General features: G+C 45.1%; 28 protein-coding genes. 20 read left to right on the top strand and 8 right to left on the bottom strand.

What is annotated here, in order from left to right:
- Positions 1–77 precede the first annotated feature (77 nt).
- Both AC58UW_RS03350 and AC58UW_RS03345 read left to right on the top strand, forming a co-directional pair.
- Complete coding sequence (locus AC58UW_RS03350; protein WP_497419291.1) at positions 78–965, top strand: M14 family metallopeptidase; 888 nt, start codon at positions 78–80, stop codon at positions 963–965.
- 90 nt (positions 966–1,055) lie between these two features.
- The gene (locus AC58UW_RS03345; RefSeq protein WP_497419290.1) at positions 1,056–1,265 is read left to right on the top strand and encodes a hypothetical protein; all 210 of its coding nucleotides are present in this window, start codon (positions 1,056–1,058) and stop codon (positions 1,263–1,265) included.
- Between the two features lie 285 nt (positions 1,266–1,550).
- On the opposite strand, the gene AC58UW_RS03340 is transcribed toward AC58UW_RS03345, so the two are convergent.
- A complete protein-coding gene (locus tag AC58UW_RS03340) occupies positions 1,551–1,730 on the bottom strand; it encodes a hypothetical protein (protein WP_497419289.1) in 180 nt (59 codons plus the stop codon).
- A 197-nt stretch (positions 1,731–1,927) separates the two neighbouring features.
- Positions 1,928–4,174, bottom strand: a complete 2,247-nt coding sequence (locus AC58UW_RS03335; protein WP_497419327.1) for an FAD-dependent oxidoreductase — start codon at positions 4,172–4,174, stop codon at positions 1,928–1,930.
- 121 nt (positions 4,175–4,295) lie between these two features.
- Here AC58UW_RS03335 and AC58UW_RS03330 point away from each other — a divergent pair, with 121 nt between their 5' ends.
- A complete protein-coding gene (locus tag AC58UW_RS03330; RefSeq protein WP_497419288.1) occupies positions 4,296–5,078 on the top strand; it encodes a helix-turn-helix domain-containing protein in 783 nt (260 codons plus the stop codon).
- A gap of 368 nt (positions 5,079–5,446) precedes the next feature.
- Here the strand turns inward: AC58UW_RS03330 and ytvI are convergent, their stop codons facing one another.
- The 3 genes from ytvI to AC58UW_RS03315 are packed head-to-tail and all read right to left on the bottom strand — an operon-like array spanning position 5,447 to position 7,724.
- Positions 5,447–6,559: a sporulation integral membrane protein YtvI gene (gene ytvI, locus AC58UW_RS03325; protein ID WP_497419287.1), complete on the bottom strand. Its 1,113-nt coding sequence runs from the start codon at positions 6,557–6,559 to the stop codon at positions 5,447–5,449.
- Positions 6,560–6,585: 26 nt separating this feature from the next.
- The gene (gene map, locus AC58UW_RS03320; RefSeq protein ID WP_497419286.1) at positions 6,586–7,332 is read right to left on the bottom strand and encodes a type I methionyl aminopeptidase; all 747 of its coding nucleotides are present in this window, start codon (positions 7,330–7,332) and stop codon (positions 6,586–6,588) included.
- Between the two features lie 32 nt (positions 7,333–7,364).
- Positions 7,365–7,724 carry a winged helix-turn-helix transcriptional regulator gene (locus tag AC58UW_RS03315; RefSeq protein WP_497419285.1) on the bottom strand — a complete coding sequence of 120 codons (360 nt, stop codon included), beginning with the start codon at positions 7,722–7,724 and terminating at the stop codon, positions 7,365–7,367.
- 250 nt (positions 7,725–7,974) lie between these two features.
- On the opposite strand from AC58UW_RS03315, the gene AC58UW_RS03310 reads away from it, so the two are divergent.
- Positions 7,975–8,277 carry a HesB/IscA family protein gene (locus AC58UW_RS03310; RefSeq protein ID WP_497419284.1) on the top strand — a complete coding sequence of 101 codons (303 nt, stop codon included), beginning with the start codon at positions 7,975–7,977 and terminating at the stop codon, positions 8,275–8,277.
- Positions 8,277–8,498, top strand: a complete 222-nt coding sequence (locus AC58UW_RS03305) for a DUF1450 domain-containing protein (RefSeq protein ID WP_497419283.1) — start codon at positions 8,277–8,279, stop codon at positions 8,496–8,498. Before AC58UW_RS03310 ends, AC58UW_RS03305 begins: the two co-directional genes overlap by 1 nt.
- 46 nt (positions 8,499–8,544) lie before the next feature.
- Here AC58UW_RS03305 and AC58UW_RS03300 read toward each other — a convergent pair whose 3' ends face one another.
- Both AC58UW_RS03300 and AC58UW_RS03295 read right to left on the bottom strand, forming a co-directional pair.
- On the bottom strand, positions 8,545–9,039 hold the full coding sequence (locus AC58UW_RS03300) for a glutathione peroxidase (RefSeq protein WP_497419282.1): 495 nt from the start codon (positions 9,037–9,039) through the stop codon (positions 8,545–8,547).
- Between the two features lie 114 nt (positions 9,040–9,153).
- Positions 9,154–10,044, bottom strand: coding sequence for a TIGR01777 family oxidoreductase (locus AC58UW_RS03295; protein ID WP_497419281.1), 891 nt, complete (start codon positions 10,042–10,044; stop codon positions 9,154–9,156).
- A 133-nt stretch (positions 10,045–10,177) separates the two neighbouring features.
- On the opposite strand from AC58UW_RS03295, the gene AC58UW_RS03290 reads away from it, so the two are divergent.
- From AC58UW_RS03290 to AC58UW_RS03265, 6 genes are all read left to right on the top strand, one after another.
- Entirely contained in the window at positions 10,178–11,185 is a 1,008-nt protein-coding gene (locus AC58UW_RS03290) for a UCP032817 domain-containing protein (protein ID WP_497419280.1), read from the top strand.
- 126 nt (positions 11,186–11,311) lie between these two features.
- A complete protein-coding gene (locus tag AC58UW_RS03285) occupies positions 11,312–12,013 on the top strand; it encodes a FadR/GntR family transcriptional regulator (RefSeq protein ID WP_497419279.1) in 702 nt (233 codons plus the stop codon).
- Positions 12,014–12,068: 55 nt separating this feature from the next.
- On the top strand, positions 12,069–13,301 hold the full coding sequence (locus AC58UW_RS03280) for an MFS transporter (RefSeq protein ID WP_497419278.1): 1,233 nt from the start codon (positions 12,069–12,071) through the stop codon (positions 13,299–13,301).
- A 21-nt stretch (positions 13,302–13,322) separates the two neighbouring features.
- Positions 13,323–14,129 carry an ABC transporter ATP-binding protein gene (locus AC58UW_RS03275; protein ID WP_497419277.1) on the top strand — a complete coding sequence of 269 codons (807 nt, stop codon included), beginning with the start codon at positions 13,323–13,325 and terminating at the stop codon, positions 14,127–14,129.
- Between the two features lie 337 nt (positions 14,130–14,466).
- Positions 14,467–14,895 (top strand): MarR family winged helix-turn-helix transcriptional regulator, encoded by a 429-nt coding sequence (locus AC58UW_RS03270; RefSeq protein ID WP_497419276.1) that lies wholly within the window; start codon positions 14,467–14,469, stop codon positions 14,893–14,895.
- Positions 14,896–15,129: 234 nt separating this feature from the next.
- Positions 15,130–15,819, top strand: a complete 690-nt coding sequence (locus AC58UW_RS03265; protein ID WP_497419275.1) for a carboxymuconolactone decarboxylase family protein — start codon at positions 15,130–15,132, stop codon at positions 15,817–15,819.
- Between the two features lie 23 nt (positions 15,820–15,842).
- Here AC58UW_RS03265 and AC58UW_RS03260 read toward each other — a convergent pair whose 3' ends face one another.
- Positions 15,843–16,010 (bottom strand): hypothetical protein, encoded by a 168-nt coding sequence (locus AC58UW_RS03260; RefSeq protein WP_497419274.1) that lies wholly within the window; start codon positions 16,008–16,010, stop codon positions 15,843–15,845.
- Positions 16,011–16,058: 48 nt separating this feature from the next.
- Here AC58UW_RS03260 and AC58UW_RS03255 point away from each other — a divergent pair, with 48 nt between their 5' ends.
- From AC58UW_RS03255 to AC58UW_RS03215, 9 genes are read left to right on the top strand one after another with little or no spacing between them, the layout of a single operon-like run.
- On the top strand, positions 16,059–17,474 hold the full coding sequence (locus AC58UW_RS03255; RefSeq protein ID WP_497419273.1) for an MFS transporter: 1,416 nt from the start codon (positions 16,059–16,061) through the stop codon (positions 17,472–17,474).
- A gap of 11 nt (positions 17,475–17,485) precedes the next feature.
- On the top strand, positions 17,486–18,664 hold the full coding sequence (locus AC58UW_RS03250) for a LuxE/PaaK family acyltransferase (protein ID WP_497419272.1): 1,179 nt from the start codon (positions 17,486–17,488) through the stop codon (positions 18,662–18,664).
- 36 nt (positions 18,665–18,700) lie between these two features.
- Positions 18,701–19,066, top strand: a complete 366-nt coding sequence (locus AC58UW_RS03245) for an iron-sulfur cluster assembly scaffold protein (RefSeq protein WP_497419271.1) — start codon at positions 18,701–18,703, stop codon at positions 19,064–19,066.
- Positions 19,063–20,229 (top strand): cysteine desulfurase family protein, encoded by a 1,167-nt coding sequence (locus AC58UW_RS03240; protein WP_497419270.1) that lies wholly within the window; start codon positions 19,063–19,065, stop codon positions 20,227–20,229. The genes AC58UW_RS03245 and AC58UW_RS03240 overlap by 4 nt, the downstream gene beginning before the upstream one ends.
- A gap of 22 nt (positions 20,230–20,251) precedes the next feature.
- Positions 20,252–20,554: a phosphopantetheine-binding protein gene (locus AC58UW_RS03235; RefSeq protein ID WP_497419269.1), complete on the top strand. Its 303-nt coding sequence runs from the start codon at positions 20,252–20,254 to the stop codon at positions 20,552–20,554.
- Positions 20,555–20,572: 18 nt separating this feature from the next.
- The gene (locus tag AC58UW_RS03230; protein WP_497419268.1) at positions 20,573–22,333 is read left to right on the top strand and encodes a fatty acyl-AMP ligase; all 1,761 of its coding nucleotides are present in this window, start codon (positions 20,573–20,575) and stop codon (positions 22,331–22,333) included.
- A 25-nt stretch (positions 22,334–22,358) separates the two neighbouring features.
- Positions 22,359–24,815: a type I polyketide synthase gene (locus tag AC58UW_RS03225; RefSeq protein WP_497419267.1), complete on the top strand. Its 2,457-nt coding sequence runs from the start codon at positions 22,359–22,361 to the stop codon at positions 24,813–24,815.
- Positions 24,816–24,829: 14 nt separating this feature from the next.
- A complete protein-coding gene (locus AC58UW_RS03220; protein WP_497419266.1) occupies positions 24,830–25,933 on the top strand; it encodes a flavin-containing monooxygenase in 1,104 nt (367 codons plus the stop codon).
- Positions 25,884–26,600 (top strand): 4'-phosphopantetheinyl transferase family protein, encoded by a 717-nt coding sequence (locus tag AC58UW_RS03215; protein ID WP_497419265.1) that lies wholly within the window; start codon positions 25,884–25,886, stop codon positions 26,598–26,600. The genes AC58UW_RS03220 and AC58UW_RS03215 overlap by 50 nt, the downstream gene beginning before the upstream one ends.
- Positions 26,601–26,619 lie beyond the last annotated feature (19 nt).

Raw genomic sequence — 26,619 nt, 5'->3', positions numbered from 1 at the left:
TACACCGCATGATTCTAATGGAGCAGGCATATTCATAACCTACGTAGGAGATCAAAGAGCTGTGAGGTGGTCGTATGTTGGGTTACGGGTATGGGACGTTGTGTGATGAATTAAATCGGCTGGGCAGGATTTATCCTTTCCTGCATGTCGAAGTTATAGGGGAAAGTGTGATGGGAAAAGGCATACCGGCGCTGCGCATCGGTCAGGGGGCCAGAGAGCTTCATGTCAACGCAGCGTTCCACGCAAATGAGTGGATTACCACACCGCTTCTCATGCAATTCGTGGAGGATCTTGCTTGCTCCTATGCCAGAGGAACGGCATGGCAGGGCAGAAACACCAGACGCCTGCTTTCAGAGTATTCCCTATGGGTAGTTCCTATGGTGAATCCTGATGGCGTAGAACTTGTCCTTAATGGCATCAGCCCTGATCATCCTTATCAAGCTAACCTGCTCGAATGGAACGGAGAACAGCCGGATTTTAGCAATTGGAAAGCGAATATAAGGGGCGTAGACCTCAATGATCAATTCCCTGCCCATTGGGAAGAAGAGGCTGAGCGAAGAGGCCAATTGGGGCCGGGGCCGCGGGATTATGGCGGAGAGGCGCCGTTATCTGAGCCAGAGGCTGCAGCACTTGCGCGTTTTACAGAAAGCCATCCATTTGAGCTTGTCGTTGCCCTACATACCCAAGGGAGAGAGATCTATTGGAATTACCGCGAGTATGAACCTCCGGAATCCGAGTCATTTGCCGAACAATTAGCGATCGTCAGCGGTTATGAGGCCGTGAAGCTAACAGATAGCGATGCAGGGTATAAAGATTGGTTCATTCAGCAATTCCGAAGGCCTGGATTTACTGTCGAGGTGGGAGTTGGCGTCAATCCGCTGCCTGTGGAATTCTTTGCCGACCTGTATGCGGAGATCGTCCCGATCCTGCTGGCTGCGCTGGAATTGCAAACAGTTAACCGTTAGACAAGTACTGTGAACATAACCTTGTTTCCCAAGAACCGATCTGTCCATACTTCATATACTGGAGTAAGGAGACGGTTGGGAGGCGAGGTTATGGCACCACCTAAAGGTAAAGGCAAGGTTGCTAAGAAGAAAGTAATATCTTCCAGAGAGCAGTACACGATGAGAATTGTGGAGTCGTCTACGTGCGCGGTTTGTAAAACACAATGTACAAGAGGACTTCGTTATTTAGAACAAATGTCTCAGCCGGGGGCTGTTGGTAGAGGGGTTCCATGCATTTTGACAAGAAGAAAAATCAATTAATCGAAAAAAAAAGTCCACGCCTAATGGTAGAGAAGGCATGGACTTTTCTTTATTTGTGTCCTTTATTGCTTTTCTGATCTTGCGTTTTCGTCGTTGTATTTTTGCGGGATTGTCCTTGCTGTTTATGATCTTCTGACATGGCTGGTCCTCCTTGAATATCGTTGTTGGAAAGCGCGTGATTATTATAAGCAGTTGGTTGATTTTGATACAGCTCTAGGTGGAAAATAAAAACCCAACGGACGATGGTTATCGTTCGTTGGGCTGTATGCGAAGGCGTAGTTGCGATTAATGGTTAGGAGTAAGCAGCTTATCTTCAAGACGTTGTTTCACTTTTTTGATAGCGTCTGTCTCTAATTTGTGGTTCAGGTTGAATTTCGCACCTGTAAGTGCAAGCGCTTCCTTGACAGTCATTTCTACATAAATAATCTCTTCACCTTGACGAATTTGAACAGAATTTTGTTCCATTTCTATCACTCCCATGTCAACTTTTTGAAGAGGAAACCTTGATTTGACGCACTTTTAATATAACATATCATGTGAGGTTAAACAAGGGTTATTAAGACCTATTTATTAAAAAAGATTGTCGGAAACCATGCCGAGCGGCAAAGGAAAAAGCACGCGAAACGGCAGCGTAGGCTAGACCATTTAGCGTGCTTTTGATATTAACTGTAGCAGCGAATCTCAACGATTTCGGCTCGTTCAGCTCCGTTGGTTGACTCCACAAGCAAACGTAACCGATTGGTTTCTACGGATTCTGGGAATGTGTGGGTATGACGGCGTGTGTGATTATCAAGTTCTTCCGCGACCGTTTTCCACTCTCCGTGAACAAAGGCTTGCAGCTTGTAATCTTTAACCAACTCAGGAATAACCTCGAACTCTGTCCGATGGTGATGCAAATTAATTAGATCCTCATGGACATCATCATTCAGTGTAAGCTCTACGCTGCGGATCGGCACTGCATTCGGCCAGCTGACCTCAAGCCATTCCGGTTTACCAGCTTCTAGTTGAGCCGAAGACCACATGTTAGGGCCGCCGTAAGGCCGTTTAAAGCCATTGGCAGCTTTATCTGCTGAGAAGGCAGAAGTAGGAGAGAGCAGTCGGAAGCAGATCGGCTGGCGATTGAATTCCCCAGGTTTCCAATCAGCGGCAGGCTGGTTCGGTATAGTGTCACCATAATCTACCGACATGCTATTTTCTTTATGCTTGAGTCCAAGGACGCCAGACTGTAGTTTGTCGGACTTATGGATAGATAGATCAGGATTGCTGCGTAAAATAATAAACGCATTTTGGGCGGTATCCGGGTGCCAGCTTAGCGGAACTTTGACCCACTGCTCCGAACCTTGCGAGACGGCTATTTGGACGGCTGCTACTTGCGTGTGCGGGACGTAGTTTTGCGGCTTACCGGTGCTCCACAACTCAACGGATAGTTCCGTATGCTCCGAGGCGTCAAGCAGCAGCTCTATGCCTTCTATATAAGGATCTACGGGCACGAGAATTGCTACATTATCGGTAAGCTGATGCACCGACGCAGACTTCTCAACCGCCAGCTGGCTTAAGGTGCTGGAAGCTGTTAATGACGCGCTAAGCACGAGGTCAGCGGCGTCGGCGTTCTTGATCCCGAGCACAGAGGCATCCTGCCGCAGCAGCGTTTGCTGCAGCTCGCTCAGATGGCTGTTATGCAGCTCGCGAGGGGAAATGCCTTTCGCTGCGCAGAGCGCAGCGCCAGTTCCTGCGGCTTCGCCGATGACGGCACAAGTCGCCATGACGCGCGTTGTGCCAAAAGCAACGTGGGACGCGCTGATATTGCGCCCAGCCATAAGCATATTCGTCGTATTGATCGAATAGAGGCAGCGGAACGGTATGTGGTAGCTGCCATCCACATGCATGTGCTTGGAGCCGCTGGCTGTAGCGTACATGCCTTGCGGCGGATGTAAGTCAATCGACCAGCCGCCGAAGGCGACGCGGTCTTCGAACGGCACCTGCGCGATGACATCATTTTGATTCAGCACGTAGTCCCCAACGAAACGACGATATTCCCTTTTGCCTGGAACGGATCCGATCCATTCGAGGGTAAGGTTATCGGCTTCGAACTTACCGGAATTTTTGATATAGTCCCAAATCCCGTAAATCACGGAAGACAGTTCATCGCGGATTTTTTCATTATCATGAACCGTATCCAGCTCGCCGCCCCATTCAACCCACCAGTAAGAGCAACCGTTGTCTCCGCTGCGAATAACCCGTCTCATAGGAATAGTGGTTTGTGTAATGTCTTTAGCGAAGCTTGGCGCGATGTATTTCACAGGTCGGCCTGCGTCTTTGGTATAGAAGAGCAGTGTGCTCCCTAGCGTAATATCATCTGGTACGAGAGGTGCCCACTCTTCATTAAACTCCTCTTGCGCTTCACGGCCAATACGGAACTTAGCGCCTGCCAGAAAACCGACGAGCCCGTCGCCTGTGCAGTCCAGATAAATGCGACTATCAAAACGGATACGGCGTTCCGAGCCCATCATCCAGCCTGTAACGGATCGGATCGTCCGGGAAGCTTCTTCTCCGTCCGCATCAACTTCATGAACATCTGTATTCAAGAATAGGGTAATGTTTTTCTCAGCTTTTACTTTTTCGAGCACAATCAAATCCCATAGATAGGGATTTCCATCGATATTGCGGTATTGATTCTCAACAAACATTTCACCCATGATACCGGTTTCACGCGCGTACCGATGAAGTCCGTGGGAAGTAGCTCCACAAACCCACACCCGTACTTCACTGCTGGAGTTGCCTCCAAGAACAGGGCGATTTTGAACAAGTGAAACAGTTTGACCTAATCTGGCAGCTGCGATTGCGGCGCATACACCTGCTAACCCCCCGCCGACAACAGTAATGTCGGATGTAACGATTTCGTGTTTCATGACCAGCACCTCACTAGTTAATAGAATGTCTTTGATTTCATTGTAAAAGATTCTATTCCCATTGAACATGCAGTCAGTTACAATTGTCATATACTTTATTTCACAATTAGGGAGTGGGAGTATGGCCTTTCGTGATGTGGCGGTGAAACTCATTTCCCATGTATATTGGCATCGGAAAGATGAGTTTATGTATGATGAGGACACCTATCCTTGCTGGACATTATTTGCCGTGGAAGAAGGGAGATTTGTCTATGGAATCGAGGATCATAAGGGTGAAGCGGGATTCGGCGAGTTTGTCATCTGTCCACCCCATGTTGGCTTTCGAAGGAGGACGCTGGAGCCGCTGTCGTTTCATTTTCTGCAATTTGTCTGGTTGTCAGAGCCAAATTCAGAGGAAGTCAGCAGTTGGAGAGGCAAGCTCGTCATTAAGGATATAGAAAGATTGGCCTCGAATTATCACTATTTGAAGAAGCTGCCAGGTTGGGATGAAGAGAGCACGCTGCATAAACAGCATATGCTCAGCGATATGTTTCGATTGGTCACAATTGAACGAGAGCTCGAAGACGACTTCGCCATAGAAACCGATATCTTAATGGAAAAAGCACGCAAATATTTGACGGATCACGCATACGGAAATTTATCGATGTTGGACTTGGCGGAGAGCCTGGGGCTTACTCCCGTGCAGTTTACCCGAAGGTTTCGCAGAGCTTTCGCGTTAACTCCGTCTGAATTTCTGAATGAGCTGCGCCTAACAAGAGCTCGCCATTTGTTGGAAGGTTCTACCATGACGTTAGATGCGATCGCTGGAAATTGCGGCTTTGATAACGGGTTTTATTTGAGCCGCGTGTTTACGCAAAAAGTCGGCATGGCTCCTTCGGTATACCGCAGCATGTATCGTGTTTAACGCAGAAAAAAGGGGCTGTCCCGATAGTCATTTAATGACCGAGAGACAAGCTTTTTTTGAACTTTTGGGAGCACCTATTCAGATTAAAGGGAAATACTACCGCTAAATCGTTTAATAACACAGCAACAGATATGAATAAATGGAATTTCTCCTGTTAATGCGGACGATTGAGCTTAGAAACAGGGATAATGGAGTTAATTAACGGTAATTTTACTAGTTATTAGCTTTATATAGCGAGGACTTGCTTGAAATAAAGGGAGTTTTTCTCGCTATTCAATTCGGCTCCATAAAAAAGAGGCTATCCCAAGTCATCTAATGACCGAGGGAGCGCCTCTCTTTTGAACCTTTTGGGACAGCCTCTTATATGGTTATGGGCCGGACGTAGGAAGTCTGCCCTGACCATATTCGTCCTCTGGCTTACGTATCCAACGCTGGAAATAGCCTTGCGTATACAGGGCTTTGAGCAGGATGATTAAGACAGGTGAGAGGATGACTCCCGCAACGCCAAACAACGAAAGGGACACAATCATGAAGGCTAACGTAGTAAAAGCCGACACGCCTAGGGATTCCCCTGTAATTTTAGGTTCCATGATCTGTCTGACAAGGATAACTACGAGCAGCAGCGCGCTTAACCAGATCGCAAGTGTTGTCTGACCCACGATAAATAAGTAAATGATCCATGGAATAAACAAAGTGGAGACACCCAGCAGTGGCAAAACATCGAAGATCGCCGAGAGCAGGGAAATGGAAAATGCATTATTGACGTCGAGCAGAAGCAACGCGAAGAAAACGACGATAAACGTTAAGGTAATCAGTTTAAGCTGAGCTTTTACATAAGAGACAATACCCTTGACGACATTTTCCTTTAAAAAGAAGAAAACCGATTTGAACGTTCTTGGTGTTTTCTCACTGGCAAGACGTTTCCAAGAGTCGATTTCTATGCTGAGGAAGTAGGCCAATATGATTCCGACAATGAAGTTGAACATGAAGGTGGAAAAGGAAGTCAGCGAGGCTACTAAACCGGATAAGAAAGAAATAATGAATTTAGACGCATTGCCTGCGAATTGTCCAGCATATTCTTTGGCTTTGACAATCACATCAGGAGGCAATGTTTGGAAACGATCATTTAATTCGCTAATCTTATGTATGATTTGGTCATTAAAAACGGCTTGATAATCGTCTACTTTATCGACAAGACTCATGATCTGGCTTGTGAAAATAACAGCGGCACCCGTTAGTGCGCCCAAGATGATCAGGACGAAGAGGAGTGTCGAGATTGCGGATGCAATCGACTTTCGCATTCCTTTCCGATTCAGAAACCTAGCAAAAGGCTCGATCATCATGAAAATGATCAGAGCCAGAAAGATAGGCGTCGCGATGCGGTACAGATAGCTGAACAACAGCATGAAGAGGTAGACGGTTAGAACAATGAGAGCAATGTCAAAGGCAGTTCTCCAATATTTCTTATAAAAAGAAATCATGCATGTTCCTCCGGGGGGCTTTATGTTTATTGTTCCGTCAAAATAACGGGTCCTTGGCTCGTAATCGCAATCGTGTGTTCATATTGGGCAGATAGACTGCCGTCGTAGGTTCTTGCTGTCCATCCATCGCTATCTACCTTGGAATGGTATTTGCCGACATTGAGCATAGGTTCAATGGTGAATACCATGCCTTCTTTAATGCGCGGCCCTTTGCCTGCTGGTCCGTAATGCGGAACCTGCGGTTCTTCATGCATTTCGGCGCCGATTCCGTGTCCGATAAAGTCTCTAACGACGGAGAAGCCGTGAGATTCTGCGTACACCTGGATCGCATGTGCAACATCGCCGATGCGGTTGCCTGGAATCGCTTGCTCAATGCCTTTATATAGCGATTCTTTGGTTACTTTAAGCAATTTCTCGGCAGTAGGAGAGATGTTCCCAACCGCGTAGGACCAAGCGGAATCCGCCAACCAACCATCAATCCGCACAACCATATCAATGGTTACGATATCGCCGTCATTTAAAGCCTCTTTCTTCGGGAACCCGTGGCAGATAACGTCGTTAACGGATGCGCAAGTGGCGTAAGGGTAGCCGTGATAGCCTTTTTGTTCCGGTGTTGCGCCGTGCTTCGCCAAAAAGCCCTCTACGAATTGGTCGATTTCCCAGGAGGTGATGCCAGGGCGAATCATCTTGGCAATTTCTTTATGGCAATCGGCTAGTATGCGTCCAGCTCTGCCCATTTTTTCAATTTGCTCTTTCGTTTTAATGATAATCACGTAAGTCCAACTCCTCAGCTGTTATTCACTCATTATGTCCACTTTGCAGACCATAGCTTCATTTCTTTTAATATTTGATGCAAATCCTGACCTTTCGGTGTCAATGTATACTCAACGGTAACAGGGACAGTAGGGTATGCCATTCGCTCTAAAACACCATGCTCCTCAAGGTGACGGAGAATATCCGTTAGAGATTTAGGGCTAATTCCATTTACTTGACGCTGCAGTTCGCCGAAACGCTTCGTACCGCAAAACAGTTCCCGAAGAACGAGAAATGCCCATTTACCGCCGATCACTTCAAGTGTTCGTTCAATAGAGCATTCAATTTCTTTCGGTACTTTAGGGACATAGTTGCTGAGTGGGGCGACTTTTTCATTTTCAAGAGTTGACATTCAGAAACGCGTCCTTTCCATTTTGGAATGTACATAACTATACATGAAGTAAGTAAGTTACCATCTTGTATCTAGGGTAAAATAGACTCACTACTATTTATTTTAAAGTTCGTGAAGCCAATTAGCAAGAGTGAGGCTTAATTGTGACGATTGTAAATCACTATCAAGTCAGTCGTGGACAAAGGTTGATTTCGTGCCTTAGATTCTTTACAATAAGAAATAAAATTATTGTTTCAGGAGATGTGTACATATGAAAGTCAAAATTTCCCGTAATGCAGCGAAAGTACTTCAATTGGAACTTGAAAAAGAAGAAAACAAAGGCCTGCTGGTTCGCGTTCAAGTGACTCATAAGCATGGTGACCATGCTCACTATGGCTTGGGTCTTGACGATAAATCTGATAAAGACGTCGTTGTAAGCACGGATAAAGGCATTGATGTTTTGTTGGATCAAAGTGAACCATTGCTTGATGGCATCCGTATTGATTACTTCTACACACCAGAAGAAGGTTTCATGATTACGAACCCAAGCAAGGGGAACCACGGAGATCACTAATGCGCAATGATATTCGCATTTGTGATAAATGCAAACATATGAAAGTGAAATCTGCACTTTCAAAAATTAAAGTCATTGCACCTGAAGATGAAGTCAAAATTGCCTGTAAATCATATTGCGGTCCTTGTTCTCGTTTTGCTTTTATATTCATTAATGGCCGCTATGTGACAGGAGCAACAGAAGACGAGGCCATCGAAAAGGCTAAAAAGTACGTCAAATAAAAAGAACCGTCTGGGCGAATAAAGCCTAGACGGTTCTTTTCTTAGATTAAACATGTACGGAAGAATTCGCGAGCAATTTGCGAATTTGACTTTCAATTTTACGCGGCGTTGTAGTGGGTGAGAATCTTTTAATAACGTTGCCGTCTTGATCCACCAGAAATTTGGTGAAATTCCATTTGATGCTGGAGCCAAGCAGACCGGAAGCTTGCTGCTTCAAGTAGCGGTAAAGCGGATGGGTGTCAGCGCCGTTGACATCAATCTTGGAGAACAAGGGAAAGTTCACGCCAAAATTGATTTGGCATGCCTGTTCAACCTCCGCATCATTTCCAGGCTCTTGATCTTTGAATTGGTTGCACGGAAAGCCCAATACGCTAAAACCCTGATCTTTATATGTGTCATGAAGCTCTTGAAGTCCCTTGAATTGAGGTGCGAATCCGCATTTGGTTGCGGTATTCACAATGAGCAGCACTTGCCCTTTGTAGTCTGCAAGCGGCTTATCTTCACCGCGGATCGTCCGGGCTGAAAATTGATGAACGGTCAAAAGAATCACCTTTTTCGCAATTATTTTATACAATTTAATTTTACACAATTTTAATTGGTTTGTGAAGTGAATACTTATAGGGCAAAAACCCGGATCGAGCTGAGCTCTCCTGGTTTATTTGTTTACGATATCCGCCAGGGCATTGTCAACGGAACTATATGTAAAGCTGAAGCCATGCTGGAGCAGTACATGCGGCAGAACTTTCTGTCCCTCCAGAAGCAGTGTGGACAATTCGCCGAAAACAAGTTTCATGACAAAAGCAGGGAGCGGGAACAGATTCGGTCTGTGCAAGGCTTTGGCGAGTAGCGCTCCGAACTGCTTGTTCGTGACCGGACTTGGGGCTGTCGCATTGACAGGCCCGCTGATTGTCTCGTTATGTATGCAGAAATCGATCAATCTCACCATGTCTTCAATGTGAATCCAAGACATCCATTGTTTGCCGCTGCCGACAGGACCGCCAACGCCAAGCTTATAAGGTAAAGCCATCTTTGGGAATGCTCCCTCTTTCCCGTCGAGCACAAGTCCAACCCGAACTTTTACGATTCGCGGTCCTTTGATTTGGTCTGCCGCCTGTTCCCATTTGTCCACGACACTAGATAAGAAATCCATCGTATGGTGCGGGCTGCGCTCATCGAAAGTGGCAGTCTCTGATGTGCCATAAATAGACATGCCTGAAGCGTTAACGACGATCTTAGGTTTCTTGTCCAGCCGTTCTATCAGTTGCGCCACTTGCTGTGCAGCTTTGATGCGGGACTCTAGGATGCGCTGCTTCGCGGCTGCCGTCCAGCGCTGATTAATCGATTCGCCGGCCAAATTTACGATGGCATCCAACCCTTCAAGCTTCTCAGGCTGATCATGCAGTTCTTCCCAAGTTACCGTGCGCGCACCTTGTACGACTGCTTGGGAAGAGCGTGAAATCGTAATCATATCATGGCCGCGCTGATGGAAATAGGCAATTAAACGTCTTCCGATAAAGCCGCTTCCGCCGGTTACCGCTATTTGCATCGTGAACACCTCCTTCAAGCTATTATATCATTTACAAAATTTGCATGTCATCTTCGCAGGTTGATGAAATCCATATCCATCCATTGACATGGAATAGGAAGCAAATGGTATATTAGGAAAAGGAGGGATGCCTATGTTTCGTTTTTTATTTGGAAAATCATCTAAACCGTCTAAGCGCAATCGACCCGGTAAAGCTATGCCAGTCTATCGGGCCTCGGAACTGCCTAATGGTTTAGGGGTGCTTGAAGGTATTCCGTTAGATCGTATTGTTGCTAAGTTGAACAGCTCAATTCCCGCAGACTATGCTGAAAGAATTCAATATCGGGTGAAAACCGAACATCCACGTATGACTGACGACGAATATGCCTGCAAATGGTTTGAATTACAGCGTTATTTCGTAATGAGTCTCATTCTGAAATCAACACCGATGTTTAGCGGCGAAATCGATGAATTGTGGCACGAAATGTTGATGTTCACAAGGGAATATCAGCGTTTCGGAGAGCAGTTTGCAGGTGGGGTTATCCATCACTCCCCAGAACGTGAACCGAAGCAGATGCCAGGAGAGCGCGCTTGGTTTGACTGGGTGTATGCACACCTGTTCGAATTCGCGCCGAGCAGCAAGCGCTGCTGGAACGGATTTTTCCGTAATGCTTTAGATCCTGAACGTACAGAACTGCTTCGCGAAGGAAATGTGGACGCGATTACCCGCAGCTTATTCAATATGGAGCAGGCTGGCCGATATCCTGAGGTTGCAGAGACCATTCGCATCTTAGTTGAGCAAGCCATTCTGGAAGCTAATAAGGCCGCAAACAGTCGTCGTTTAGTGGATACGGGTTGGGACTATTCCGTAGCAAACCCGAACTCAATGCTCTATCTGGCAGGCGCCATGATGTTCTTCTCCATCCAAAGTCCCCATAGCTATGCCAGCGATATGAATGCGAATTACCCAGAGAATTACCCGGGAGATCAACGAGATAAGCATAGCAACTGCTCTTCCTCGGGCTGTGGAACTGTAGGTAGTGGAGATAGCTCCGGAGATCAAGGAGGAGGCAGCTCCTGCTCGTCAAACTCTTCTTGCTCATCAGGCTCCTCTTGTTCATCATCTAGTTCAAGCTGCGGGTCCAGTTGTGGTTCGAGTTAATGGCCATAAGCACTTTCCTAGGAAATCTCAGGGAAGTGTTTTTCGTATGCAAGGGCATGCTAAAATTTAGACTAGAAAAATTCAGATGCTCTATGCTATACTCATTTTCAAACGGGAGATGATCAGATGAATTCTAAAATGTCTTTCCAACCGCTGAATCGCCCAAAGTTGGTAGACGATGTAGTGAATCAGCTGCAAAAGAAAATTTCAGAGGGTGAAATAAAACCTGGTGATAAGATTCCGACGGAGCCGGAATTGATGCAGCAGTTTGCTGTGGGCCGTTCAACGATTCGCGAAGCGGTCCGTGTACTCGTACACGCTGGCCTGCTTGAGAAGAAGCAGGGCTTCGGTACTTTTCTGAAGGCGCAGTCAGCCGTGCAGGAGCCGCTTGATCACAGGCTGCGTAGAGCTCAGATTCTGGAGGTTTACGAGGTCAGAAGGATGCTCGAGCTGGAAATTTCTCGATTGGCCGCTGAGCGCCGTGATGAGAACGACCTTGTGCAGATGCGAAGCGCACTCGATCAACGATATGAAGCATTGGAGAAGGATGACACTGACACGTATTTACGCTCTGATGTGAAATTCCATCTGTCCATTGCTATCGCCAGCAAAAATAGTGTTGTCATCGACCTCTATCGTTCCTTCACATCGGCACTTTTGGAGGCATCTCAAAAATTGATCGTGACGGTGCAAGATCCTCATCATCTTTTTCACGAAAATATGTACCAAGCTATCAAAGACAAGGATGTCGCGGCTGCTGAGTATTGGACCATGAAAAATCTCGATGAAACGGTTACACAGCTTAAACAATTTGTAAATCAGGAGTAGCTTCACCCTCCTATGGATTTAAACGTCAGATGATATGATGAAAGGAGTTAGTTCAATGTCAGACACGAGTTCAACACGCAATCATACGGTTTATGCAATTTTATTCTCAATCTCTCTAGTCCATTTATTGAATGATGCCATTCAATCCGTTATACCTGCTGTTTTCCCGATTCTTCATAATTCGCTACAGCTGAGTTTTACTCAAATTGGGTGGATTGCTTTTACGCTAAACGTAACAGCCTCCTTGTTCCAGCCTTTGATTGGCCTGTATACAGACGCAAAGCCAAAGCCGTTTTTGTTGCCCGCAGGTGTCTTTTTCTCGTTATTAGGCGTGATTTTGCTCGCCGTAGCGTCTTCGTTCGTTCAAGTGCTAGGAGCAGTTGTTCTTGTTGGTCTAGGCTCCTCCGTGCTTCATCCAGAAGCTTCGCGCGTGGCCTACTTGGCTGCTGGACCTCGCAGAGGACTTGCGCAGTCGATATTCCAAACAGGCGGTAATATCGGGCAGGCCCTTGCTCCAATTTTTACAGCGCTGATTTTCGTTCCTTTTGGTCAATTCGGGATTATCTGGTTTTCGTTTGTTGCCGCGGCAGCGATCATTGTTCAGTTTTTCGTAGCCAAATGGTATCGCAGCGCTGGCAGCAGCCGATCGGCGGCTACAAGTAAAGCATTTGTTAGAAAACAGCCACTGCCGCGCAAAACAGTTACCTATGCGATTTCGATTTTGATTATGCTCTTATTCTCCAAGTTTGTTTATGTGGCCAGCATGACAGGCTTCTACGCCTTTTATTTAATTGAACACGATCAACTCTCCGTTGAAAAAGCGCAGCTATTTATTTTCACTTTGCTTGCCGCTGGAGCAGTTGGTACCTTCATGGGCGGCCCGCTCGCGGATCGATTCGGAAGACGAAACATGATCTGGTTTTCCATTCTGGGAACGGCTCCGTTCTCCCTGTTATTGCCTTATGCCAATTTGTTCTGGGCGGGTGTTTTGTGCGCTTGCATTGGATTCATTTTGCTATCCGGCTTCTCCGTCATTGTCGTTTATGCGCAGGAACTGATGCCTGGCAAGGTAGGGACAGTATCCGGCTTATTCTTCGGCTTGGCTTTCGGGTTAGGCGGGATCGGCTCAGCCGTGCTTGGTACACTTGCGGATGCAACCAGCATCTCGTTTGTCATTAAACTCTGCGCTTTCTTGCCGCTAATCGGGCTGTTAGCTGCTTTCCTTCCTTCGGATAAGAAATTAAATATGACCCAAGCTGAGCTGCCTCAAATTGCAGTAAAAGCTTGATTGATCAAGAGGTGAAACGGAATGACAACGATTATTGAAATGAACAACGTCTCCTGGTACCGAGATAATAAAACAATACTGAATCAAGTGGACTGGCAGGTGTTCAAAAATGAGCATTGGGCCGTATTGGGATTGAACGGTTCAGGCAAGACGACCATACTGAATATGATTAATGGTTATATCTGGCCTAGTCAAGGACAAATGGCGGTGCTTGGCTATCCGTTTGGAACGGTAGATTTAAGAGATTTGCGTAAAATGATTGGCTGGGTAAGTTCCTCCCTGCAGGAGAAGTTGTACGCCTCTGATAAAACGCAGCATGTCGTTATTAGCGGTAAACATGCTTCAATCGGGTTGTATGAGAAGCCGAGTTTGGCGGATTTCGAACAGGCCAAAGAGCATATGCAGCGGCTTAATTGCTTGCATTTATATGACCGAACTTATCAATCGTGCTCACAGGGTGAGAAGCAAAAGCTTTTAATCGCACGTGCATTAATGGCCTCGCCTAAGCTGCTGATTCTGGATGAAGCAACGAACGGATTAGATTTCCTTTCCCGAGAAGCCTTACTTTCCAGCATTCAAGAGTTAGCTAAGGAACCGGATGCTCCGACATTAATATTCGTGACGCACCATATTGAAGAAATTCTCCCCGTTTTCAATCAAACCTTATTGATTCGCCGTGGTGAGGTATTCGCCAAAGGACTGTCGCGCCATGTATTGACAAGTAAAGGTTTATCCTCTTTTTTTGAGACGGAGGTAGAAGTGAAATGGCAGCGTGAACGCCCATGGCTTTCAATTCCTGCGAGTAATGCAGTGACGTTAGATTCATAAAAAGGTTCAAAGAGTACTTTCTTTATGGAAGTGCTCTTTATTTTGTGGGAATTATTGACATGCGGTTCTTGGTATCATACTATATATTTAGATATCTAATTAATTAGTGAGAAAGGAGGTTACAGAGTGAAATCGTGCCCGATTAATCCTCAAAAATCACTACTGAAGCCCAGGTTTTTCGGCTGTTTCATCTGTTATACAGCTGGTTGGATTTCGTATTGGAATGCGAAGAGGAAAATGTCCAAAGGCCAGTACTAAGGTTGCAATATGTTCATCAGAGAGGTGATCGTATATAATGGCAATATAACGTAAAGCAACTTGTAAAGGGAGAACCAACATGAACGCCACACTACATGGATCTATTGGATTCTGGTTGAAGAAGAATTATCGCAACGCCTGCAATTATTTGGATCAAAGGCTAGAGGAAGAAGGTGTCACGAACTCTCAGCTAGGTGTTCTTATGATTCTATGGGAAGAAGAGGGACGGACACAGAAAGATATGGTACACATTCTAGGCATTCAACCAGCTTCCATGACCTTTCTTCTTCGCGGTTTAGAAGACAGGGGTATGATCAATCGGTTACAAGACAAGTTGGATTCTCGTATCAATCGTATTTATTTGACGGAGAAAGGCTCCTCGATTAAAGAGGCTTGTTTAGCTATTGTCGAAGAGGGAGAGAAGATGATTCGCCAAGGATTTTCCGATCAGGAGATCGCCTTAATGTTGCATTGGATGAAGCGGGTTGACAGTAATTTTCAAATGTAAGCAGACTGACAGATTCAGGTTAAATTTCAGTCTTTTTTTAATTATATAGTTAGATATCTAATTTAATTTGATTCGGATTGATTTTATAACAGGTACTATTACAGCTTATTTCAGGCCAATGATGAAGATATTAATGTAAATTTAACAAAATAAAGTCGAAATATATATATGTTGACAGTTAAAATTAAGTTAGATATCATATTATTTAAATCGTAGAAATGGAGGAATATGGGAATGGATACTAAAAATTCTAATTCATTGTATGAACGTAGCAATTTGAGAAGGGTAGCGGAACTGCAAGAGATTGTGCCACAAGGATCCAAAGCATTTTTTCAGTTTATGGGTGAAGCTTTTGCTGAGAGGGCTATTACTTCCAGAACCAAAGAATTAATTGCCGTTGCTGTAACACATGTTACAGGATGTCCTTACTGTATTGATGTTCACACGGGCAAGTTCAAAAAGCTGGAAGGTTCTGTCGAAGAGGTAGTGGAAGCGATTCTTGTGGCAGGGGCTGTGAATGCAGAAACGGTGTTATTTCATAGCGTGAACGCATGGAATACCATGAATGATATTGTTACTAATGAGCTTTATGCAACGAGCAACGTAAGCAAACTGCCTCAGGTTAAGGAAACACGTCCAGAGACGTTTGCAGCTTTTGAACAATTCCAGTCCACTGCCATGGCGGATGGGGCTATCGATGCCAAAACGAAACAGCTGATTGCTGTAGTCATCGCACATGTGAATGGCTGCGCTTATAGTATTGACAACCATACTCGAAAATTCAAAGAGTTGGGCGGGACAGCGGAGGAACTAATGGAAGGACTGCTAGTCGGCGGTGTTGCGAATGCAGGCTACGTCCTGACTCATGGAATCAACGCACTCAATGCCTTTGATTATCATTCCGATGTAGTAGCCCAGAATTAGAAACTCACTTCCATGATGCTTCATTATGAAAGGAGGAGTACAGTGTCCACGTTAACGATGGTGGTTGTTGGATGTTTGCTAGTCTGTTGCTGCGTATTTATCGCCATAAGCATGATGCGTAAAAGATCAAAATGAAGTAAGAGCAGCTTTTTGGGCAGCAGTTCAACCATCTTTGGCTCTAGAATTTGCATGCAAGGATGGTTGAATGGCTTACATCAGGATGGGAAGGTGAGTGACGAATGCAACTTGAATTAAAAGGTGCTCCCCCCACAGCAACAGGGATGTATCAGGTAATTGTGATTAGTCTTGGGTTGTTTGTCATCTTTCTCGACAGTACGATTGTCAATATTGCACTGCCAACGATTATTGTACAATTTGCCATTTCCCTAAAAACGGCAGCATGGGTGATGAATGCCTACACAATGACCGTAGCCATTTTACTTGTATTTATGGGGAAATTGGCTGATCTCTACGGGAGAAAGCGGCTGTTTTCATTAGGCTTGATTTTATTTATGTTGAGCTCACTTTCGTGCGCTTTGGCACCGAATGCATCGTTCCTTATCGCAGCAAGAACCTTGCAAGGAATTAGCGGAGCTATGGCGATTCCCGCAAGCATGAGTCTTGTTCGATCTATTGTCCCTAAAGAAAAAGTTGGAGCAGCTATGGGGATCTGGAGCGCTGTTGGCGCTTTAGCCATAGCCATCGGGCCTAGCTTGGGCGGTTTGATAACGGAAGCGTTCAGCTGGCATTGGGTATTTTATATGAATGTTCCTGTCATCCTCTTTGCGCTTTTTCTACAGAGAGTTGCTTTAAAGTCTCATCAAGACCAAGTGCAATCTGGTAAACTTGATTGGTGGGGCACATTATTGCTTTGCTTGGGTTTATTCTGTTTTATTAATGGATTCTTACAGGTGACGGAGTCTGGTTGGTTAAGCCGGGCAGTTTGGTGGCAAATCTTGATCGCTTTACTCACAATCAGCGGGTTCTTATGGACTCAAACAAAACGTGTCAACCCTTTATTAGATCTCACTATTTTCAGAAACCGTCAGTACTTGGCCGGACTCCTGTCCAATACTTTAGGCGGTCTCCTGTTAATGGGAACGATGATGATCTCCCCGCTATTTTTAACTCGCATTTTGCATTTCAGCACACTTAAAGCTTCCATCCTGATGACGCCATTGTCTGTTAGTTTACTGATCATCGCACCATTCGTTGGTAAATTAATTGATAAAATCGGTAGTCGAATTCCTCTAACAATCGGGTATGGTATTACCATTATTAGTTTTATTCTCCTTGGAACACTTCATTTGCAATCTTCATTAAGCTTATTTGTTAGTTGTTTAGTTTTAGCAGGAATTGGTATAGGTATTTTAGCTATTGCCAGCCTTACACTCAGCACGATGTCCATCCCGGAAGAACAATTGAATATAGCTTCAGGTACCTTCGCTATGTTTCGTAATCTTGGAGGGGCGCTTGGAATTGCGCTATTCGTTTCAGTTACTTTGGGGAGCGCTGCTGAAACTGCGAGTGCTGTGGAGGCATTTAGAACGGAGGGGTTTCAGCATGCTTACCTTAGCGGAGCAGGTCTAGCCATTGGTTTTATGTTTTCATTAGCGCTTTTGAACAGAAGGAAAGAGGGAGTAACCCAAAATTAAGGGGGCTAAACATGACTTCGTATGGTGATTTTTTTGAAAAATCAATCCAGCTAGGGATGGATCCTGTTGGCAGCGTTATTGCGTCTATCAAGTCTATTTATCAATTGCCATATGAGTTGCAAAACGAAATGAAACTAGAGCTAATTAAACATAGCTTCCAGTATCACTATACGCATAATGCGCTTTATAACAAACTTTGTGAAGAAAAAGGAGTGACATTGACGGATTTTAAAAGTATCGAGGATCTCGCATTGATTCCAGCTATTGGTATTGGGAAATTTAAGGATGTCAATGCTCATTTGTTATTAACGAAGCCGATTTACGAATTAGAACATGAGTTGAGAAGCACGGGGACTAGCGGAATCCCTAGTATTTCCCGCAGGGATGAGCACACATTAACTCGCAGCGTGTTCAGTATTTTCTCCATGTTTCGAGAGATGTTTGGTTTTTTTGGCGGAGCAGCCATTTATTTAGCGCCGTCAGCAGAGGAAATGCCAGAGATGGGACTAGTAAAGCTGATTAATATGTTCTCCGGATTGCTAGATTCAAACCGATTTTTTATCAGCGGGCATGCGTTTGACCCAGAGGCTGTTATACAACAATTGAGAGACTGGGAGCATGTGCACACCCGTCATATTATCGGCCCGCCCTTCCTGGTCGAAAGGTTGGCTGCTTATATCGAGGAACATCAGATTGATATTCAACTCGACAAGCAGTCACAAGTTATTACACTGGGAGGCTGGAGAAGCTTTACAGGAAGGGAGATTAATCGGCTTGAGTTCTACGAACAAATAGCGCAAATATTTGGCGTCAATCAGGGGCAGGTGCGCGATATGTTCGGATTAGTCGAAACGAATTTCATGGCTATCGAATGTGAGCATCATGCTAAGCATGTTCCTCCTTGGGTTCATTTTTCCATTCGTAATCTGGATAAGTTAGAACAAGAGGTGGCGCATGGTGAGCCAGGGCGCTTAGTTGTGTATGACCCTACCTCATTATCGTATCCAGGTTTTATTATGACGGATGATCTTGTATATGTGGACAAAAATTCTTGTCCTTGCGGCAGGAAAGGACAAGTTGTGAACTATATGTACCGTATCAAAGGGGCCGAAGTAGGCTGCTGTGCCATAAATTTGGAAAAATTCATGTCAGATAGAGAAGCAAGAATTACACAATGCCCTATTGGATAAACGGATACTCAACCTAATAAAAGGAGAGTAGAGAACATGTACAATGCAATTATTTCTGATCATTTTATGAATCCTAGAAACATTGGAGAAATTATCCATCCTGATTTGGAATTCCGAATCGGCAATCCGATTTGTGGGGATACGATATATGTTTGTGTGAATTTTCATGAAAGCAAAATAAAGGAAATTAAGTATAAGGCCTATGGCTGTGCAACATCTATTGCAACAGCAAGCATTTTTAGCGAATGTGTACATGGAAAAGCGATCGAAGAATTAACTGACATCACACTGGCAGGGCGTGAAGAAATGCTTGGGGAGCTGGAGCCTAACCAAAAGCATTGTCTTGATATCCTAAATGAACTATTCGCTTCTTTTTATGAACGTCAGGGGTGCAAGCCGTGATAGGTCGTTATTTTGATTATAATTCAACGACGCCAATCCATCCTCTTGTACGAGAGGTCATGACGGAAGCTTTAGAAACTTTTGGCAACCCTTCAAGTGTTCACGGTGTTGGCAAGAATGCCAAAGTCGCGTTGCATTCAGCACGCGAGCAGATCGCTGCATTATTGAATTGTGAGCCAAGTGAACTCTATATGACCTCAGGTGGAAGTGAAAGCAACAATTGGGTAATTAAAGGGTATCTAAGCCGGTGGGCAGGGGCGCCTTTTCATGTCATTTCTTCTGTCATTGAGCATCCGTCTATACGCGAAACGCTTCGGTACTGGTGCCATTTTGCAGGTGGAGAGGTTACATTCGTTCCTGTTGATGAAAGTGGATTTATTTCCTCAGAGGCAGTGATTAACGCGATCCGACCAGACACCAAATTGATAAGTATCATGCTTGCCAACAATGAAACAGGAGCGATTCAACCCATACAGGAAATAGCTGCAGTTGCTAGATCAAGAGGAATCTTCATCCATACGGATGCCGTTCAGGCCGTCGGGAAAATGCCAATCCATGTGCAAGAGTTGGGGGTCGACGCGTTATCTTTTTCGATTCATAAGTTGTATGGTCCCAAAGGAACTGGGGGAGTGTACGTGAATAAAGCGTATTTGCTGGAACCGCTTATTCATGGAGGCGGGCAAGAGCAAGGACTGAGAAGTGGTACGGAGAACGTTGTTTCACTACTAGGTGCAGCAGAAGCTTGTCGCGTGGCTCAAGTGGAGATGGAACTTTTGTATGACAGAATGACAATCTACAAACAAGTTTTAGTTGATCAACTGAGCTTGCTTGCTCCGAATTTGAGGATTAACGGGACTTTGGATCCAACAAATACGTTGGCAAATACACTGAACATTGCAATTCCTGGTATCCGAGGAGAGGCGTTGGCCGCCTATTTAGACCAATGCTTCGGTATTGCTGTTTCTGTAGGCTCTGCATGCAGTTCAAACAATGAGAAGAAACTTTCCTACGTTTTGCAAGCAATGGGGCTGGACGAGAATGAGATTCGTTCGTCATTGCGTATTAGCATGGGCTTATTTACAAAAGAGTCGGATATTCACTATTTCTTACAAAGCATGGAGCGTACATTAGCTCATTTCTATCAATGCATGCCAAGCCGGTAGACGATATGGAGAGGTGGACCCTATGGATAATAAACCCCAGATTTATGATAAAGCAGAAATAGCGAAGCTGATTAAACAAAAGATTATTATTGAAAACCTGGAGTTAAAGGGGGTTTCTCCGGAAGATATTGTAGATCATGCGCCTTTGTTCGGCGAAGGACTGTGTTTGGAATCCGTTGAAGCATTCTATATTGCCGTGGGCATTGAACAACAATTCGGAGTTCAAATTGATCGCACGAAACTTCATCAGTTGCGCCATCATTTTCAATCCGTTGAAGCACTGACTTCTTATGTATATGAACGCATTGCATCTTCCATATCATAGAAAGAGTGGAGGGAATTTATGGAAAGCAGCTTAATGAAAGCAACCATTCATTCGAATCTTGTGGACTTGCTGCAGTATCGGGCATTAGTCACGCCAAATCTTAAGATGTACACATACTTGGTTGATGGAGAGAATCAAGAAGTGAGTGTGACTGCGGCAGAGTTGAACAAACGAGCAATGACGATTGCTTCGTCTCTTCTTAAGTGTGGCAGTCAACATAAGACGGCATTGCTGCTTTATCCACCAGGATTGGAGTTTATTTCTGGATTTATGGGATGTCTATATGCCGGTGTGATTCCAATTCCAGCGTACCCTCCGCATATGAGACGCCCTTCACCGAGACTTGATGCGATTATTCATAATTCGCGCACCGAGATCGCGCTATCTACAGATAAAGTGATTATAGACATAGTATCAAGCGTTGATAAAGATTCCTTGCTTTCAAAGTTGGAATTTATGGCTACGGATCATCTAGTCTCAACCGGCGGATTTTTCTGTATGCCTTGTGAGGCCGATGATATCGCATTCTTACAATATACATCGGGTTCTACGGCAGATCCCAAAGGGGTCATGGTCAGCCATAGGAATTTAATCCATAACATGTCATTAATAGCGAAGTACTTTCAACTTTCAGAAACAACTCGCATAGTGAATTGGCTGCCTGCTTATCATGATATGGGATTGATTGGACAATTGCTTATGTCTCTATATTTAGGTTGTGAACTTGTTTATATGTCTCCGGTTAGTTTCATGCAAAAACCAATACGGTGGTTGCGGGCAATTACTAAATACCGCGCAACTTACAGCGGAGCCCCTAATTTTGCCTATGAGCTATGCGTAGAGAAATTTAATCCGGAAATTGACGGAGATATTGATCTCAGCAGTTTGGCGCTGGCATTCAATGGCGCAGAACCAGTTAGAAAAGAAACCTTAGAGAAATTTATCCGCACATTTGTCCCGTACGGGTTTCAGGCAAACAGCCTCGCACCGTCCTATGGATTAGCCGAGGGTACTCTATACGTTTCTGGCTACAAACGGGAAGAACTATACACAGCATTATGGCTGGATACCAATCTTCTCGAGATGGATCAAGCTGTACCCGTTAACGAAGATTCGAAGGACGCTCGAGCGGTGATTGCATGTGGCCTTGTAGTTCCTGAACAACGTACAGTTATCGTGAGCCATAAGGATGGCCGGCTGTGCAAGGAAAGAATGGTTGGAGAAATTTGGGTGAGTGGGTCCAGCGTTGCACAAGGTTATTGGGCGAATGAGGAGGCAACGCAACTATCATTTCAAAGCGAGTTGGTTCATTTCCCAGGTGAACGATTCCTACGTACAGGCGATTTAGGTTTTATTAAAGACAATGAACTCTATATTACTGGTAGAATCAAAGATGTTTTGATTGTCAACGGACGCAATTTGTATCCGCAAGATATAGAATACTCCGTGCAGAATTGTCATCTAGCTGTGCGCAAGGAATTCCTTGCTGCTTTTCAACGTCAATGTGCCGATGGTAGCGAAGAAATTGTCGTTGTTGCAGAACTCAACCGCGAATACAGGAGTCGCAGCAAGGAAGAAGAGACTGTTAGTGAGAGAAGTATACAGTTACAGAACGAAGTGTTAGCAGCAGCCCGCAGGTTATTATGGGAGCAATGTGAGATTCACCTGAACGATCTTGTGTTGATACGCACAGGGACGATTCCGAAAACCTCCAGCGGCAAAATTCAGCGCAGTTTGACGAAAAAATGGTATGAAACAGGCGAACTTCAACGTAGTTGACTAGCCGATTCGGAGGAGTACATTGATGAAGTCGATTGAAGTGATGCATTGGTTAAGAAGTGAAATTGCGCTACTGGTTGACCGAAAGCAGGAGGAGATTGATATCCATGAGCCTTTTAGTTCTTATGGACTAGATTCATCAAAGACGATGCTGCTTTCAGGTGAGTTAGGTGCAGCGCTGAATATGCCTGTTTCTCCGACGATTTTTTGGGACTACCCGAGCCTTTATGAGTTGTCTCATTATTTGGGTGGAAACGAAGAAGCACGAAAGCTCAATCAGGAGCCTGCTGCTTCAGGAGAAATGCCGGGTCGACGAGATCCCATCGCTATTGTGGGTATTGGCTGCCGCTTTCCTAATGTATCTGGAAGCGCAGAATTTTGGGAGCTTCTGCTTCAGGGGGGCGATGCAGTCAGACATTACCCCACTCAGCGTGAGCAGTTAGGCGAATTGAAAGTGGAAAGGCAAGGAGGCTATCTCGATCAGATCGATGGCTTTGATTACCCTTTCTTTAACGTATCCTATCGGGAAGCGATTCGAATGGATCCGCAGCAACGATTACTATTGGAGGTCGCTTGGGATGCCTTGATGGATGCTGGAATTTCACCGGATTCGTGGGCTAACACGAAGAGCGGCGTGTTTATTGGAATTTCCAATAGTGATTATGGAAGAAGGGAACTTGAGTCCTCGGATGACTTGCATATTCATTCGGTCGTTGGCGGGGCACTCTGTATAGCGGCAAATCGACTATCTTATTTTCTGGGTCTTCAAGGACCAAGTATGGCGATTGATACAGCTTGTTCCTCGTCGTTGGTCGCTGTGCATCAAGCCTGCAGCAGCATATGGTCAGGGGAAAGTGAGCAAGCCATTGCCGGCGGTGTGAATGTCATTCTTTCCAACGCGATTACAACAAGCTTAAGCAAAGCAGGTATGCTTGCAGCGGATGATCGCTGCAAAACCTTCGATGCACAGGCGGATGGTTATGTTCGAGGGGAAGGTTGCGGAATTGTAGTGCTCAAGCCGCTATCTAAAGCGCTGGGAGATGGTGATGAGGTGTATGCTGTCATTCCGGGTAGTGCTGTCAATCAGGACGGCCGCAGTAACGGGATTACAGCGCCGAATCAATCCTCACAGGAGAAGCTGCTTGAGTCGGCATATGAGAATGCCGGCATACAGCCTCATCAAATTGGCTATATTGAAGCACATGGTACAGGTACTTACCTTGGCGACCCTATTGAAGTAAAGGCACTGGGAAAAGTGCTTGCTCAAGACAAAGTAGCTGGTGAGATGATTTATCTAGGTTCAGTGAAAAGTAACATCGGACACTTAGAGTCTGCGGCAGGGATGGCTGGACTCATTAAGTCTGCACTGATCATGAAACACGGAATCGTTCCGCCAAGCTTGCACTTTCAGGATTGGAATCCTGAAATTCCACATGAGAGTTTTCCATTTGTGGTACCTACACAAAGTGTGGAACTGCGATCTGGGAATGAAGTATATGCCGGCGTTAGCTCGTTCGGGTTTGGCGGGACCAATGCGCACATTGTGGTTGGCAGGCCAATTCATCGATTGCCAGCGAAATCTCAATCGGAGTATTCGCCATTACTATTTACGCTGTCTGCTGCGAGAAAAGATAGTTTATCGATTTTGGCTCAAAGATATATGGATTGGTTGAAGCTCACGGATCAGCCTGATCTTCTGTCAATATGCTCAACCTTGCTGAAGGGCAGGAGGCATCATGAACATAGATTGGCTATTGCAGCATCTTCTAAGGAGACACTGGTGGAAGGATTGCAAGAGTATTTGAGTGCTCTTGACAGCAATCTTCTGTGCAAGAGCTATGGTCATGTGCTGTCTAATTCACCTGGGATTGTGTACTACTTTCCTGAGCACGACATGATAAATGGTGATGCAAGGAAGGAAGTATTGACTTGCGATGCGATTTTTCAACAATCTTATTTTGTAGTGAGCCAACTGTATCGTCAATTGGCGTCGGAGTCGATGCAAGAGCAGGACGAATGGCGAACTTTCGCGAAACAATTTGCACATGCGGAGATGTTGCGAAGTTGGGGATTAAGGCCGAATAGTTGCCTAGGCGAGGGAGTTGGAGGTTTAACAGCAATGGTTGTGGAAGGGGAATTGTCACTGCCAGAAGCCATTGAACGGCTAGTCCGCGGGGAGTTTAACAGTTCCGTGAGATCTGAGTCGGAGATTGCTCGCGGCGATGTTGTATTATGCCTGTCGTCTGTACCTGCCTGGTTCCAAGGAAAGGATGAATCCATGATTGTTTGCAATTGCAACGATGAGCATGGGAAGCAGCAATTACAGTGTCAATTATTTATTAAAGGTCTATTTGTGCCTGAATGCTCAGAACAAAAGAAACAATCACATATGCTCCCGGGATACCCGTGGAATCATATTTCATGCTGGAAGCCCATAGGAAAGAATGAGGCGGAGTCGAATGGCATGACTTGTTTTTGTTAATTGGGGGAGTAGCATTGAAAAGAATTGATATCGTTGTAATTGGCGGAGGGCAAGCAGGTCTATCGACAGGTTATTACTTAAGCTCAGAGCAGCGGGAGTTCATTGTATTGGATCAAAGCCATGAAGTGGGATATTCGTGGAGCAGCAGATATGACTCGTTAACTTTGTTTACTCCTCGCATGTATAGCAGTTTGCCAGGTTTACCGCTAGAGGGAGATCCATGGGGCTACCCAACAAAGGATGAGATGGCAGCTTACTTACAACAGTATCAAGAGAAGTTTGCCATTCCCATCCAGCTATCAACAGAGGTAACAAGATTAACCTATCAATTAGGGAGATTCCTTGTAACGACGAATAATGGAGCATGGTTAGCCAAGCAAGTCGTTGTGGCTGCGGGTCCCTTTCAAACCCCATTTATTCCTCCGATTGCACAATCACTGAGTTCAGAAGTTTTTCAACTACATACCTCCGACTATCATAATCCCGGAATGCTGCCACAACAGGGAGAAGTGCTCGTAATCGGCGGGGGAAATTCCGGAGCGCAAATAGCGCTTGAGATCTCTCAGCAGAGAAATGTTTATTTGTCATTGGGTCATGACATCCAGTATTTGCCCTATCGTTTATTCGGAAGAAGTCTTTTTTGGTGGTATGAGAAGGTCGGGATATTGCGAAAAAGTCCAGAGTCATGGGTCGGGCGAAGATTTATTAAAAAGAAAGATCCGCTCTATGGCTTTGAACTTAGGAATGCAATAAGCAGTGGAAGGGTCAATTTATTAGCGAGGACAACAAATGGCAGCGAGAAACAGTTGAAATTTGCCGATGGCTCATCTCTTGAAGCGGGAACGATCATATGGGCTACCGGGTTTCGGTCCAATTATCCTTGGCTTCATATTCCCGAGATTTTAAATAACAAACAAACGGTCATTCATGAACGGGGCGTTACGTTAATTCCCGGGTTGTATTTTGTAGGTCTACCTTGGCTGTCCTCCCGAGGGTCTGCATTAATAGGATGGGTACATCGGGATGCCAAGTTCATTTGTCAAATGATTAAACAATATGAGGATCAGTATGCAAATGAAGATTATTGCTACGAGGATTTACCCTCACACGGGAGTTGACATCTGGAAGTTATTTGGTTCACTTCTAGACCAGGTAAGAAGGTCTAAGATTGACAAATGTCTGCAAAAAGATCAACAGCAAAGAATGATCGTAGGGGACATTTTGCTCCAATTTGTGCTGCGTAACGAACTATGTAGGATTGGAAAAAGAAGACCTAGCGTCATATACAATCCATTAGGAAAGCCATCCCTAAGCGACTGGCCAGATATTACTTTTAATATTTCTCATTCCGGGGAGTGGGTCACTATTGTCCTTGCTTCTTGTGAGGTAGGGATTGATGTTGAAAAGCAAGATCCGCGTTTTGTTAATTTGGAGGAATGTATATTATCTCCTTCGGAACGCAGGGAATATCGTACGATTCAAGATCGTGAGGCCTTTCTTTGTGAACACTGGGCGATGAAAGAAAGCTTCGCCAAACTGATAGGCGTCGGACTTGGTTATCCATTTACGGAGGCATCATTTGATAAGTTCACTGCAAGTGAAGCCGTAACCATTTACGAGAATAAATGCTATTTTTGCAGAACCTTTGTGTTGGATGCGCTGAACAGCGAGAAGCCGTATCATTTAGCGGTTTGCAGTGAAGCCTATAACTTCCCTGATGAGTTGACCATTCTTCCTTTTGATAGTTTAAAATTATGGGCACTCAGTGCCGCGAAAAGTGTTTAAAACAGGCTTCCCGTTCGAT

The organism is Paenibacillus sp. J22R160 (assembly GCF_059692135.1).
This window is presented reverse-complemented; position numbering and strand designations above follow the sequence as displayed.

Coding starts and splice junctions, on each gene's coding strand:
- AC58UW_RS03235 (WP_497419269.1), top strand. CDS start 20,252: ATGGATAATAAACCCCAGATTTATGATAAAGCAGAAATAGCGAAGCTG.
- AC58UW_RS03230 (WP_497419268.1), top strand. CDS start 20,573: ATGGAAAGCAGCTTAATGAAAGCAACCATTCATTCGAATCTTGTGGAC.
- AC58UW_RS03340 (WP_497419289.1), bottom strand. CDS start 1,730: ATGGAACAAAATTCTGTTCAAATTCGTCAAGGTGAAGAGATTATTTAT.
- AC58UW_RS03270 (WP_497419276.1), top strand. CDS start 14,467: ATGAACGCCACACTACATGGATCTATTGGATTCTGGTTGAAGAAGAAT.
- AC58UW_RS03225 (WP_497419267.1), top strand. CDS start 22,359: ATGAAGTCGATTGAAGTGATGCATTGGTTAAGAAGTGAAATTGCGCTA.
- AC58UW_RS03250 (WP_497419272.1), top strand. CDS start 17,486: ATGACTTCGTATGGTGATTTTTTTGAAAAATCAATCCAGCTAGGGATG.
- AC58UW_RS03315 (WP_497419285.1), bottom strand. CDS start 7,724: ATGTCAACTCTTGAAAATGAAAAAGTCGCCCCACTCAGCAACTATGTC.
- AC58UW_RS03330 (WP_497419288.1), top strand. CDS start 4,296: ATGGCCTTTCGTGATGTGGCGGTGAAACTCATTTCCCATGTATATTGG.
- AC58UW_RS03305 (WP_497419283.1), top strand. CDS start 8,277: ATGCGCAATGATATTCGCATTTGTGATAAATGCAAACATATGAAAGTG.
- AC58UW_RS03345 (WP_497419290.1), top strand. CDS start 1,056: ATGGCACCACCTAAAGGTAAAGGCAAGGTTGCTAAGAAGAAAGTAATA.
- AC58UW_RS03290 (WP_497419280.1), top strand. CDS start 10,178: ATGTTTCGTTTTTTATTTGGAAAATCATCTAAACCGTCTAAGCGCAAT.
- AC58UW_RS03215 (WP_497419265.1), top strand. CDS start 25,884: ATGCAAATGAAGATTATTGCTACGAGGATTTACCCTCACACGGGAGTT.
- AC58UW_RS03295 (WP_497419281.1), bottom strand. CDS start 10,044: ATGCAAATAGCGGTAACCGGCGGAAGCGGCTTTATCGGAAGACGTTTA.
- AC58UW_RS03245 (WP_497419271.1), top strand. CDS start 18,701: ATGTACAATGCAATTATTTCTGATCATTTTATGAATCCTAGAAACATT.
- AC58UW_RS03285 (WP_497419279.1), top strand. CDS start 11,312: ATGAATTCTAAAATGTCTTTCCAACCGCTGAATCGCCCAAAGTTGGTA.
- AC58UW_RS03280 (WP_497419278.1), top strand. CDS start 12,069: ATGTCAGACACGAGTTCAACACGCAATCATACGGTTTATGCAATTTTA.
- ytvI (WP_497419287.1), bottom strand. CDS start 6,559: ATGATTTCTTTTTATAAGAAATATTGGAGAACTGCCTTTGACATTGCT.
- AC58UW_RS03265 (WP_497419275.1), top strand. CDS start 15,130: ATGGATACTAAAAATTCTAATTCATTGTATGAACGTAGCAATTTGAGA.
- AC58UW_RS03260 (WP_497419274.1), bottom strand. CDS start 16,010: ATGCAAATTCTAGAGCCAAAGATGGTTGAACTGCTGCCCAAAAAGCTG.
- AC58UW_RS03335 (WP_497419327.1), bottom strand. CDS start 4,174: ATGAAACACGAAATCGTTACATCCGACATTACTGTTGTCGGCGGGGGG.
- AC58UW_RS03275 (WP_497419277.1), top strand. CDS start 13,323: ATGACAACGATTATTGAAATGAACAACGTCTCCTGGTACCGAGATAAT.
- AC58UW_RS03310 (WP_497419284.1), top strand. CDS start 7,975: ATGAAAGTCAAAATTTCCCGTAATGCAGCGAAAGTACTTCAATTGGAA.
- AC58UW_RS03255 (WP_497419273.1), top strand. CDS start 16,059: ATGCAACTTGAATTAAAAGGTGCTCCCCCCACAGCAACAGGGATGTAT.